Here is a 12418-nt window from a genome sequence, read left to right as displayed (position 1 = left end):
GCGACCTCGGTCAGTGCAAACACCTGCTGGTGTTCTTCGGTGACGGTCCGGGCGATCTGCTCGGCGTCGTCGGCCACCACGACCGCCCGTTCATGGTCACCGGCCTCGGTCAGCGCCCCGGCCACCTCGGTCAGCGCCCACACCCTGCTGCGCGGGTCGGTGAAGGCTCGGGCCAGTGCCTCGGCTCGGTTGGGGTAGCCGAGGGTGGCCCAGACGGCGGGGAGTTCGGCAGGGATGCTGGCGTTGCGGGATTCGATCTGGCCGCGGTGGTGGGACAGCCTGGCCAGCATGTACAGGTCTGGTTGTGTGCCGTTCAGGAGCAGGTCCTGGCAGGTTTTGATCTCGGTGAGGGCGGCGGTGTCGCCGCCGGAGAGGTCGAGCATCCGGTTGTGGCGTGCGGGGTCGACGGCCAGAGGGGCCAGGCGGTGGGTGTCGCGGACGGTGGCGAGCATGCGCGGGTAGCCGGTCAGCAGGTACTCGGGGGTATGTGGCGGCCACGGAGGCCGGCCATCGGCGGGGGCGCGGTACTCCTCGGCCCAGTCGTGCAGCCGGTCACGGTAGCGGTCCAGGCGGTCAGGGCCGAGGTAGTGGCAGGCGGCGTTGTGGAGTTCCTCGTGTCCGAGGAGGTACACCTGTGGTCCGTTGTCCGGTGTCAGGGTGGGGAGTCGGCGGGTGAAGGTGCGCCCGGTCACGGTGTGCAGGATCTCCTCGACGGCCACCAGGTCCGTGCTGGTCAGCTCCCGCAGGTCGGGGCCGGACAGGCCGCCGCGGGCGGCGGTCAGCAGGCCCAGCAGATCCTGCTCGACCAGGCTGCCGGCGAGCAGACGTTTGAGTTCGGACTCGCCCAGTCGCTGCAGATCGCGGGCGTGGGGGGAGTCGCGGAGGAGGCGGATGATGCCCGGGTCGCGCAGCGGATGCCAGTCAGGCACGTCGTCGGGGATCGGCGGGTTGGGTCGGCCGGCGACGATGACCCGCATCCCGGCCGGGGGGCGGCCGGGCAGCAGCCCGGCGATGCTGTGCGCCCCAGGACCGGTGGTCACACCGCGGTCTTCGTCCAGCCCGTCCACGACCAGCACCAGTCGGCCCCCCGCATGCTGACATGCGGCCGCGGCCTGAGCGAGCAGATCCAGCAGGACCGCCTCCCGGCCCGCTTCATCGCCCACGGTCGGCAGGTCCTGGCCGAGCAGGGCACACAACTGCTCCGTCAGCGCGGTGGTGAACGCCTCACGCGTGTCCTGCGAGGCCAGGCGGGCGGTGATGAAGAACGACACCAGCCACACCCTGCCGACGGCCAGCGAGGCGGGCGGGTCGAGCAGGAAGGTGGACATCAACGCGGACTTGCCCGCCCACGGACCGGCCCGCCACCACACGTACGGGCCGCGCTGCTCTTCCAGGCAGAAGCCCGCCATCTCGGCCAGCTCGGCTTCCCGCTCCAGCAACCTGGGCGGGGCGATCCGCTCCACCTGCCGCCGGTACGCCGAGCGCACCGGCCGCGCCACAGCCGGGGCCGGGTACTGATGAACCACGACGTTCCCTGCGACGTGCGCAAAGCTGGTACCGCCGCCGTCCCCACGGACGTGCCCAGGCAGCGGACCGAGCGGCCTATACGACGAGGGCGGCGCCACGGTTCCGGTCGCGCCACCGGATGCGCCGGGTGCGGTCAGGGGCGTGACCGGCCCGGCTCGGAAGGGTCCGGCCGCTGCCCGCCTGCAGCACCGCGGTCCACATGCACGTCTCCGGCGACCTGCCCGAACGCGAGTCCGTCACCCGTGGCCTGCGCGTGCGCGTCTCCGGTGAACACCGCCGACCCGGCACCGGCCACCACCGAGACACCACCAGCCTGCCCAGCTGCCTGCAGGTGGGCCACGAGCTCGGTGACCGCCTGGCCGAAGGCGTCGTCCTTGCGGGCTGCGGCGGTGATGGCCAACTCCACTTGCTGACGGGTCAGCTCGCTGACCTGCCCCTCACCGGTGGCGGCCTCCTCCGCAAGGTCCTCCAGGACGGGATGAGTACCGAGCCTGGCCACGACCACCGTGTGCAGCTTGTCCAGCCCTGCATCAAGGGACGCATCGACCTCGGCATCCAGACGGCCGCCCACCCGGCGAGCCTTGCGCACCGCCCACGCGATCACATACCCGGCCACCACCCCGGCCTCGATCACCATGCAGATGCCCCCGATTCCCGCGCAGCGGTCCCCCGCCGCACAACTCGCCCAGCCTGCATGACCGGCCCTGCCCACACAGCGGCGGGCCGTCCGTGCCAAGGGGCGCATTTCGCCGCCTGGCACTCGCACGATCCCCACCTATCGGAGCCGCACACGCCACCCATACCCGGCTGCGCCGCACGAGAAGCTACCCGGTCACGCTGTACGAGAAGGCGGATATCTCCAATCCGTCCTCGTCCCCAGATGGATCGCGCTTCGAGCGCCCTCCCGAAATCCCTCCAACCCACGCATGGACTTCGCCGTAGCTCACACACCACGTCGGAGGGAGGCGATGTCGCGCGCTGCGTACGCGAGGAGTTCGCTGGTGGCCGCTTCGTTGGAGACGGGCGGGCGGGCACGCCACTCGGACAGTGTGTCGCGGACGGTCTGCGCAACAGCCTGCGCGTGCTGCACCAGGTCGTCGTCGAGCGCCGTCAGCTCACCGGTCGTGGTGCGGCCTGTCACGACGATGGGGCCGGCCAGCGGGTAGAGAGCCGTCCGCCGCCAGGCGCTCGCCAGGGCCCAGGCGGCCAGGTTCTGCGGAAGCCCTTCCCGTCGGCCGGCGCCGTGAATGTGCATCACGGCGTGTTGGTGATAGGTCGCTTGCTCTACGGCGTCGGGGGATCCGACGAGCTCACGGATCACCGAATGCGCATCGGCTGGCGGGAGGGCGATGTCGGTGACGGTGGTGTCCGGGTCAATGCGCAGGGCTCGCATGGCTCCTCCTCCGAGGGTGGTGGCTGCGCACTGGCCGCGGGCCCGGCTGCGCAATGATCTCCGCTGCTTCGCATCGGGCTGTTGATCAGCTGTTTTGCCGATTACGCAGACCGATGTGGTCTCTGTTGCGCACCCGGGGAAAACTCATGGCTGCGTGTCGGCGTGGTGGCGAGCCAGAGCCTGCCAGCGCCGCTCGAAGTCCTCGGACTCGTCGGTGACGTAGTCGGCGGTGATGGGTCTGTTGTATTGCGCGGTGATCCCCCGGGGTGCGCATTCCTGCGCAACCGCCGACTGCACAGGAGTATCGGCGCCGGCTCGTAGCTCGGACCAGACGTTGTAGACGCGCCACCGCACGAAGTGCCGACGCAGGTTCGCGGGAGAGATCGGCTTGTTCCCTCGACCGAGTAGCCCCTTGTCTGCGCAGAAGGCGGAGAGTTGCTCGTCGCTCGGCTCGCTTCCCTTCTGGTCCTGGTACTCCATCCACGCGAGGTAGTACCGGTCGGGGGCAGTCAGTTCCCCTCCCGCGGCCGCGGGCTGCTGCGGCCTGTCGATGGGTGCGACCACCCGGGGGCCTCGCTGTTCCTTGGCCGCCTGAGCCGGAACTCCAGCGGACGCCGTCTGCTGGGCGTCTGCGTCCGGGGCAGGCTCGTCGGCGAGTTCCGGTTGACGAGCCGTTCGAGCCTCGAAGCTCTCGACGTAGGGCGCCACGTCGTCGCCGCTGATGGGCTGACCGCCGTCCCCTGTGATGAAGTCCCTCTCGTACACGTATGCCGCGAAGACGTCAGCATGGGGGGCAAAGCCCCGCTCCTGCCGGAAACTGAGCCAGGCGCTGTAGAAGTAGTCCTCCCAGGACTGGTCGACATCAGCGGAGGAGCGTTGCTCGGCGGCGGGCGCCTCGTAGTGCCGCTGGAGGACCTGAAGCAGGGGCTGGAGTTGAGCTTCGGAAAGGGGTTCGCCAGCTCCCGTGGAGATGCCGTACTGGTCGCGGAGCCAGAGTGCCCACTGCCCGGTGGTCGGCTCGGCCTGGAACTGGGCGACGAACGCTTGGTAGGCCTCGGCGAACCGCTCGGCAACTTCCTCGGTCGGCCCATGCGGATCACTGACCGGCTCGATCGCAGTGCCCCGGACGGAGTTCTGGAGTGTCCGCGGCCCCGTCTCCTTCTGCACCGCCGGAGCCTGCTCATGCCGTGCCGCGGCCTCAAGCGTGGCGCTGTCCGCGGGTGCCGCGGGGGCGGAGGCCGGCAGGAGTGCCGGGAGGTCGATGCCCGCCGCCGCCAGCCCGTCCGGAGCCGTATCCGCGAGCGGGACGCCGTACTTGGCCAGCCGCAGCGGCATCAGGGACTCCACGGGAGCCTTCCTGCGCCAGGCCCGGCCGAAGCGCGACCGGAGCCTCGCCTGGTAGACGAGACGTTCCTGCTCCAGCTTGATCACCTGGTCGTAGGAGCGCAGCTCCCACAGCTTCATCCGGCGCCACAGGAGGAACGTCGGCACCGGGGAGAGCAGCCAGCGGGTCAAGCGCACCCCCTCCATGTGCTTGTCCGCCGTGATGTCGGCGATCCGGCCGATCGCGTGCCGGGCCGCCTCCACCGCCACCACGAACAGGATCGGGATCACCGCGTGCATGCCCACACCCAGCGGGTCCGGCCAGGCCGCCGCGCCGTTGAAGGCGATCGTCGCGATGGTCAGCAGCCAGGCCGTCTGCCGCAGCAGCGGGAAGGGGATGCGGATCCAGGTCAGCAGCAGGTCAAGGGCGAGCAGGACGCAGATGCCCGCGTCGATGCCGATCGGGAACACATAGGCGAAATTCCCGAAACCCTTCTTGATGGCCAGCTCACGGACGGCCGCGTACGAGCCGGCGAAGCCGATGCCGGCGATGATCATCGCGCCGGTCACGACCACACCGATGAGAACCCGATGCACTCGGGTCAGCCGAGGTATCACGCCATTCCCCGCGGACACGTCCCACTCCCTATCCCCGCCACAAAACTGAGTGGTGCTCACACTCTCATGGGCCGTATAAACTCACCGCCGAAATGCGGCGGCCCAAGTGACGGCAGCCTGTCGACATGAGCCGAACAGCCCTAGTGATCAGCGAGAACCTTCCACGGCCACTCACCAGTTCCAACCGCACGGACGGTGCCCAGATATCCGTGCGGGCCTGGGCAGAGGCAGCGACGCTGGCCAAGCCGGCCGTCGCCGACAACACGGGCACCCTCAACAGAGCGCGCAAGGCGGGCGGGCAGTACATGGAGGTGTTCGACGGAGCCGGGTCCGGCTGGACCAGCCACCAGAATCCTGACAAGGCCGCGGGCGCTCTGCGGACGGTAGAAGAAGCCGCTCAGTGGCCGACCTCCCACCCCCGTTCCCAGAGCGCGTTCGGCCCACGCCGGCCTGACGCCAGGCGGGGTCTCTGCGTATACCTGGTCGTACGCGCCGTCCACGCAGCGGCAAGAGCAACGAGGTGGTCGGCATGGTGAGCAGATAGACGGCGGCACGTTCTCAATGGCGAGTTGACCGGCGACTACTTCGGCACCTCACGGACTACCGGCTGGCGCCCTCGGGCCACAGCACGGTCACCGGAACGCCGACCCGTTCCGCGTAGGACACGACGTCTGCCGTGCCGCCGTAACCGCGTGCCGGCTGGCCATCCCAGACTGCAGTCAGTTCGTCGGAGAGACCAACCAGGATTTCACTGCCCGCTTGATGGGCCTCAGATGTCGATTCTCGCAGGCCAGTACGATGGATGTCCGACGCACTCTGAACGAGCTTGTCGTAAAGAGGGTGATGCCAGGCTGGTAGACCTGCACGATATTCCTCGGCCGGAATGACTACTTCGATCTTCCCGCCGGCTTCGAGAACCGCCTCGGCCCACCATGCGTCTGGGCCGTCTGCAATACAGCTGATCCCTACCAAGTTCCGAGGGTCAAAGTTCTTGACTCTCGCGGCCAGCATCGCCCGAACCTCACTCTCAATGTGCTCCGGAAGCCCCCTGTGCCCGGTGATGCCGACGCGCATCTGCGTCCTTCCCACTCACATGTAGATGGCCTGTAGCTGGCTGTCGAACTGCCGCACCATAGCGGGCGACACAGCAACGTTGTAAGACCGTCGGAACGCTCGGGCTCGCTCCACGATCTTCCCTGATTGCAACCGGACGCCCTCAGTAAGTGCGCGGGATGCGAGGCCGAACGCCTTGTCCAGCTCGTTGGTGGCTAGGTATCCCAAGGCTACGTCGAGTGTGAGGAGAGCTCGCTGCTTGTCGTGGCCACTACTGAGCGCTGATTCGACGTTCTGTTCCGAAAGGCGGGCGTGCAAGGGCTGGCCAAGTCTGGCGGTGCAGGTCAGGTAGCAGGCGACGAGTTTCCGCTCGTCGAACGCGAAGATCCATGGCCATGCGACGGGCTCCGCGTCCGGTATCTGTGCGGCGTGCTGCGCACACGCCTTCAGCGCCTTGTCGCACGCTCGTCGGTCCTGACTGACAGCGTGCGCCGTGGCTTCGATGGAGGCGAGCCACGCAGCGGCGAGGGGCGGTACGCGGCTACCGAGATGGTGACGGGCCTTGTGAATGAGTCGGACCGCCGCATGCGGGTTGCCCGTGTCAGCTTCGAATGAAGCCAGACTGCCGACCTGATATGCGAGGAGTAGCGGATCGTGTGCCGACTGAGCGGCCTTTACCGCCGAACCGTACCAACCGCGAGCGGAACCGTGGTTGCCCATGTCCCAGGCGAGCCAGGCAGCGAATGATGCCGCCTCGGATGCGACCGGCGCCAAGCGCGTACGGTAGGTATCGTCAGGAGCATTTCTGATGACGGTGCGGATGAGTTCCAAGTGCCCTTGGCTGACCTTGGAGAGGTCGCGGGATGCTGTCGAGGCGTCCAGGCGACGGTAGGAGGCAGTGACCACACGCAGGGCGGCGGCTTGCGAGTTCTCGCCTTCTGGAGATGAGACAGGGCCGGCGGCCGGGCTGTACGCCAGTGGTAGCACTGCTGCTCCGGCCGCCAACCCCATGAATTCGCGACGTTCCACGGGGGGTGTTCCGTTCGAAGGCTGGTTGGCGAGGCCAACCAGCTCGAACGGGATCCCCAGTTCAGTGGCGGCGGTCGCCAGGATCGTCATGTTGTAGTCGCCGGTACCGCGGTTCTCCAGCCGGGAGATAGCTGCCTGGGAGACGCCGCAGCCCTTTGCGAGTTGCGTCTGTGACACACCAGTCACTTTCCTAGCGCGGTAGACCACCTGTCCGAAGTCTCCGGCGCGGGCTGCGTCTTTGATGTCTCCGTACGCAGACCAGTCGATGTCCTGTGTCTCCACGGTAGGCAGGATCCCACGTCCCGTCATCTCTTGTTATACGCCTAGCGAATATTCGTATGCGCTCCGCGAATGGCGTGTAGAGGCGGCTAGGTCAGAGGCGGTTTCCTGTGACGGCGCTCACTTCTGCGCCTCCGTTCCACTACCCGTCTCGGAGAACCTTCATGACCTCATCGAGTACCGCATCACGCGACTTCGTAGAGATAGACGGCCTCCTGGCGGTAGACGAAAAGGCGCTGAGGTTCCGGTGGGAAGGCTCGATGACGGCAGAGTTGTCAATCGGCCCCAACACAAGGCTCCGAGTGCGTCCGCGCCTCACGGCCGCCCGCTGGTCGGGCAACGTTGACGCTGCAAGTCGGGTTGCCGCCATGCTCACGGACAACGCCGTGCGGCACGGCAGGCCGTTCACGCCGGACAGGCGCATCTGGCTGCGGCTGATGTGCCTTGCGGCTACGGAGGAGCTGATCGTCGAGGTCGACGACGCCGACCCTGCCTTCCCCGGATTCGAAAAACTTGCCGTTGCGCCAAGCGTTGGCACGATACCCACCAGCCTGTGGTGGCTTCATCGCAATCAGGGCTTTCTGGCCTGGCAGATCAAGCGTGACCTCAACGACACGCCGCTGGGAAAGACCGTACAGGTAGTGCTTCCCCAGCGCTGGGCTCAGCCTCAGTCCCCCTTACACCTCCCCCAATCCCAAGGCCTCCCCCATGCCTGATTCCTTAGCGTCCGGTGCGACATACGCGCGTTTTGCTCCCAACGGCACCCCCGATGACATGCGGCTGATAGTCAGCCCGGTCGGTGCGGACACCGCGCTGCGGACCGCTCTCCAAGACCTGCGGCTGGGGCGCTACCACGCCGCCCGGGACCTGCTCGAAATGACGGGTCGCGAATGGGGACTGCGGACGAGCCGCAGCAACTTACTGGCGGCCGGCGCAGGTGAGCCGGGCATCTTCAAACTGTGGCTGGACGAGGAGCCGAGCAGCCCGGACGCGGCCATGATGTGGGCCCGGGTGCTGACCCGGGCCGCGCTCAAGGCCTATCGCAGCGGTATGAGCGGTGACGTGGTGGGTCGCGCCGCGCGGCTGGCTGCGGAGGCGGGGTGGCGGGCAAGCGATCTGCTGCCGGAGTGTCCGGTGCCGTGGGTCGACAAGATCCTCCTCTCGCAGCTTCCCTACCCGGCCCACATGCTCGATCCGTACGCGCGGCGCCGTCAGATGCCATGGGACGAGCTGCCCGGCGGTCGTGATCAGGGGATGCCTCACCTCGGTCCCTGGCCACTGCTGGGGGAGGTCGAGGCCCGCCACCCGGGCAATCGCGGGGGCTACCACGCCATGCGCCAGTACTTCCAGAGGGTGCGCAGCACGGGGGCCGCGATGGACTTCTCCTGCTGGATGCTCCTGTCGGAGCCGCCCAGCCCGGAACTGTGGCTGCTCGCTGTGTACGCCCTCGTGGACAAGTTCCGCATGGAGCACGAGGAGGACGGCGGGGCGTCGTCGCGGTCCTGGCAGACCGGGGCTGTCGGGCACTACGCCGTCCAGGCGTACAACAAGTGGTTCGCCCAGCTCCCGCCCGCCGAATACCCGTGGGTGTCGATGGCGGACCTCAGCCACTTGGCCCACGCTTTGGTCGCGAACGGCGAGACGAAGATGGCCGCCGACGTGCTGCGGGCGATGGGCCCCTACGTCACCGCCCAGCCCTGGAAAGACGTCAACACGATCCTGGGCCGCACCACGGACTGGACGGACTGGTTCCTGACGCTCCGCGCCTCCACCCTGCGCCGCTGGCCGATCACCGCCCCCACCACCTGACCAACCCCACCCCCTTGGCGTTCAGCGCCTCCGAGCTGTCCCTTCCTCTCATCCTGATTCGAAAGTGAGCTCTGGTGTCTCACAGAAGAGCCGGCACAACGACCGCCGATGCTGACGACGACTTCCTGGCCAAACTCGGGATCAAGCCCGAACTCAGCCGCCGTACGAGTCCGTTTCAGAACTACGCGATCAGCATGACGGTGATCTGCATCCTCGCCGGCGGGCAGAGCATGTTCGGGTTCGGCATGATCCACGGCGGGCCCGTGGTCATGCTCGGCACCTGGATAGCCATCGGCTTCTTCACCCTGCTCGTCGGGATGTGCCTGGCCGATGTGGTCTCCGCCTACCCGACGTCGGGTGGCCCGTACTTCATGGCCAGCAAGCTCGGCGGTCCCCGCTGGGGCTGGCTGGTCGGCTGGCTCAACCTGCTCGGGTTGCTCGGTGCCATCGCCGGCATCGACTACGGCGCCGCGGCCTTCACCGGCGCCTTCATCCAGATGCAGTGGGGCATCGCCCCCACCGACGCCACCACCATGCTGATCTTCGCGGTCATCCTGCTCACGCACGGCCTGCTGAACTCGGCCGGCGTCCGCGTCCTCAACCTGCTCAACTCGATCTCCGTGTGGTGGCAGCTCGGCGGCGTCGCTCTCATCGTCGGCGCCCTCACCCTCTCCTCCTCCCCCCACCAGTCCCCCTCGTTCCTGCTCACCTTCCACAACGAGAGCGGCCTCAGCAGCCCCCTCCAGGTGGTGCTGGTCGGCTCCCTCGTGGCCGGTTACACGTTCTGCGGCTACGACGCCTCCGCCCACATCGCCGAAGAGACCACCGATGCCCAGGTCTCCGCACCCCGGGGCATCGTCCGCTCCATCTGGGTGTCCTGGGTAGCCGGGTTCGTCCTCCTCGCCGGCATGCTGCTCGCGGTCCAGGACTACGAGGGCACGCTCAACTCGGCGACCGGGGTTCCCCCCGCGCAGATCTTCCTCGACGCCCTCGGCGCGACAGGCGCGAAGGTGCTCATGCTGGTGGTGATCGTGGCGATGCTGCTGTGCGGCAACGCAGAGGTCGGCGCCTCGTCCCGCATGGTCTACGCCTTCTCCCGCAGCCGGGCCCTGTGGGGGTGGCAGAAATGGGAGATGGTCAACGACCGGACCCGGACACCCACCCGCGCCGTGTGGTTCTCGGTCGTCGTGCCGTTCGTCCTCGCCCTGCCCGCCCTGTACTCGACCGCCGCCTACGGGGCGATCACCGCGATCAACGCGGTCGGCATGATCCCCGCCTACGGCATCCCGGTCTACCTCGCCCTACGCAAGGACCGCGACTACCGCCCCGGGCCCTGGACCCTCGGGGCCTGGCGCAAGCCCATCGGCGTCATCGCCTGCCTCTACGTCGTGGTCATCACCATCGTCTTCTGCCTGCCCCAGAACGCCCCGATCACCACCGACTCCTTCAACTACGCCGGCGTCACCCTCGTGATCGCGCTGCTGTTCGCCTGGGGCACCTGGCAGACACGGGGCAAAAAGGCCTACCAGCTCACCGCCAACCACACCGCCTCGCCCAGCGAAGCCCTGATCGAAGAAGGCATCTGACCGATGACAACTCACACCTTCCCCGACGAGCTGCGCGGGCTCATCAGCCAGGACAACCTGCGCAAGGCCGTCAAGCAGGGCCACATCCGTACCGTGATGACGGTCGTCCCGGACATGCTCGGCCGCCTCAAAGGCAAGCGAGCCGCCGGCCTCGCCCTCTTCGAGCGGCTCGACGAAGGCGACGGCGTACGGGTGGGAGAGGCCTGCTCGTACATCCTGACCGCCAACGCCCACATGGAGGCGCTCCCTGGGTTCGACCTGACCAGCTGGCACGACGGCTACCACGACATGGGCATCAACGCCGACTGGACCACCGCGCGCGTGCTGCCGCACATGCCGGACCTGGCCCTGGTCCACTGCGACGCCGTGGACACCGACGGAGCGCCCATCGAGGTCGCACCCCGCCAGATGCTGCGCCGGCAGATGGAGCGCCTGGGTGAGCTGGGCTACCAGCCGAAGGGCGGGTGGGAGAGCGAGTTCGTTCTCTACAGCGGCGACCAGCCGCTCGTGAACCGCAACGGCGACTATGACCTGGACCACCCGCCCCGCTTGGGCGACTTCCTCGGCCACCTGGAAGGCGCCCTGCCGGACGCCGGAATCGAGGTGGAGGCCTTCAAGCAGGAAGGCGCGCCCGGACAGATCGAGGCCACCTTCCCCAAGAGCGGGGTGATGCAGGCCTGCGACAACTTCACCGTCTTCAAGCACGTGGTCAAGCACATGGCACGACGCCACGGTCTGACCGCGTCGTTCATGGCGGCGCCCGTCACCGGGGTCGCAAGCGGCCTGCACCTCAACCTCTCCCTCTGGCACGACGAACAGCCGCTGTTCGCCCTGCCCTCCCCCCGCGCCCTGCCCACCGACACCATGGGCTACAGCATCGCCGGGCTCATCGCCGCCATCCCGCACCTGATGCCACTGTTCGCCGGGAACACCAACGCCTACAAGCGCTACGCGCTACCGCACTCCTTCGCCCCCCAGTTCGCGAACTGGGGCCCCGACAACCGCGGATGCGCCATTCGCGTCGCCGGGCACGGGGCCAGCAGCCGGCTGGAGATCCGGCTCGCCGGCGCGGACGCCAACCCCTATCTGGTGGCCGCCGCCTCGCTCGCGGCCATCGCGCACGGCCTGGACGAGAAGCTGGCCGTGCCGAGTCCCTGCGTGGGCGACGGGTACAGCAGCGACGACTTCACCCCGCTGCCCCGCGACCTCGCCGAGGCGCTGACGGGCTTCCGCCACAGTGTCATGGCACGCGACCTCCTCGGCCTCCCGGTCGTCACCCACTACGGGCGGGCCGCCCAGGCCGAGATCGACGAACAGCACCGCGAGGTCACCGACATCGAACGCCGCCGCCTCACCATCGCCTAGCCCGCCGCACCCACGAACACCGTGCGCGGCAGACACCCGCTGCCGCGCACGGCCGACTCCCCGCGGCGAAAGGCGGCCCGCCCGACGCGGCCCGCGACACAGACAAGGAGCAGCATGACCCCGAAGGCCACACCCAGCCGGGTGCCCTTCATCATCCAGCGCCGCGGCGAGGAAGCCGCCCCAGCCAACTTGTTCATGACCGGCGCGCCCAGCCGCCGCAGGCTGCACTACCGCGATGAGGACCCCCGCGACCGTGACCTGCACGGCGTGCTGTGGGCCCGCTGTTCCTTCAACCCCGTGGACAGCCGCAAGCAGCCCACCGGCACGCCCGAATGGAAGATGGGTGTGGCTCTTCCCGAGGGATGATTGCTGCTCAGGCCGTGAGGTCGTAGTTGTGCTGGTCAGGGGCGGGGTAGAGCCGTTCGTGTTCGCGGGC

Annotated in this window: 10 protein-coding genes and 1 pseudogene; 5 read left to right on the top strand and 6 right to left on the bottom strand. The window is 68.2% G+C overall.

Annotated features, from left to right (window positions below):
* From ACGF5O_RS47615 to ACGF5O_RS47590, 6 genes and pseudogenes are all read right to left on the bottom strand, one after another.
* Positions 1 to 1526 (bottom strand): annotated as a pseudogene (locus ACGF5O_RS47615) (hypothetical protein); the annotation flags it as partial.
* Between the two features lie 134 nt (positions 1527 to 1660).
* Positions 1661 to 2164, bottom strand: coding sequence for a hypothetical protein (locus ACGF5O_RS47610; protein WP_393816206.1), 504 nt, complete (start codon positions 2162 to 2164; stop codon positions 1661 to 1663).
* Between the two features lie 306 nt (positions 2165 to 2470).
* On the bottom strand, positions 2471 to 2920 hold the full coding sequence (locus ACGF5O_RS47605) for a hypothetical protein (protein ID WP_393816205.1): 450 nt from the start codon (positions 2918 to 2920) through the stop codon (positions 2471 to 2473).
* Between the two features lie 144 nt (positions 2921 to 3064).
* Complete coding sequence (locus ACGF5O_RS47600) at positions 3065 to 4801, bottom strand: DUF2637 domain-containing protein (protein ID WP_393816253.1); 1737 nt, start codon at positions 4799 to 4801, stop codon at positions 3065 to 3067.
* Positions 4802 to 5461: 660 nt separating this feature from the next.
* Positions 5462 to 5935 (bottom strand): hypothetical protein, encoded by a 474-nt coding sequence (locus ACGF5O_RS47595; RefSeq protein WP_393816204.1) that lies wholly within the window; start codon positions 5933 to 5935, stop codon positions 5462 to 5464.
* A 15-nt stretch (positions 5936 to 5950) separates the two neighbouring features.
* Positions 5951 to 7225, bottom strand: a complete 1275-nt coding sequence (locus ACGF5O_RS47590; RefSeq protein ID WP_393816203.1) for a helix-turn-helix domain-containing protein — start codon at positions 7223 to 7225, stop codon at positions 5951 to 5953.
* Between the two features lie 365 nt (positions 7226 to 7590).
* Between ACGF5O_RS47590 and ACGF5O_RS47585 the strand changes: the two genes are divergently transcribed.
* From ACGF5O_RS47585 to ACGF5O_RS47565, 5 genes are all read left to right on the top strand, one after another.
* Positions 7591 to 7938 (top strand): hypothetical protein, encoded by a 348-nt coding sequence (locus ACGF5O_RS47585; protein ID WP_393816202.1) that lies wholly within the window; start codon positions 7591 to 7593, stop codon positions 7936 to 7938.
* Between the two features lie 58 nt (positions 7939 to 7996).
* The gene (locus tag ACGF5O_RS47580) at positions 7997 to 9031 is read left to right on the top strand and encodes a hypothetical protein (protein WP_393816201.1); all 1035 of its coding nucleotides are present in this window, start codon (positions 7997 to 7999) and stop codon (positions 9029 to 9031) included.
* Between the two features lie 74 nt (positions 9032 to 9105).
* Complete coding sequence (locus ACGF5O_RS47575; protein ID WP_393816200.1) at positions 9106 to 10617, top strand: amino acid permease; 1512 nt, start codon at positions 9106 to 9108, stop codon at positions 10615 to 10617.
* A gap of 3 nt (positions 10618 to 10620) precedes the next feature.
* Positions 10621 to 11982 (top strand): glutamine synthetase family protein, encoded by a 1362-nt coding sequence (locus tag ACGF5O_RS47570; RefSeq protein WP_393816199.1) that lies wholly within the window; start codon positions 10621 to 10623, stop codon positions 11980 to 11982.
* 114 nt (positions 11983 to 12096) lie between these two features.
* Complete coding sequence (locus ACGF5O_RS47565) at positions 12097 to 12348, top strand: hypothetical protein (protein ID WP_393816198.1); 252 nt, start codon at positions 12097 to 12099, stop codon at positions 12346 to 12348.
* The last annotated feature ends 70 nt before the right edge of the window (positions 12349 to 12418 follow it).

Origin of the sequence: Streptomyces sp. NPDC048291, from assembly GCF_043201715.1 — a bacterium.
GTDB lineage: Bacteria > Actinomycetota > Actinomycetes > Streptomycetales > Streptomycetaceae > Streptomyces.
This window is presented reverse-complemented; position numbering and strand designations above follow the sequence as displayed.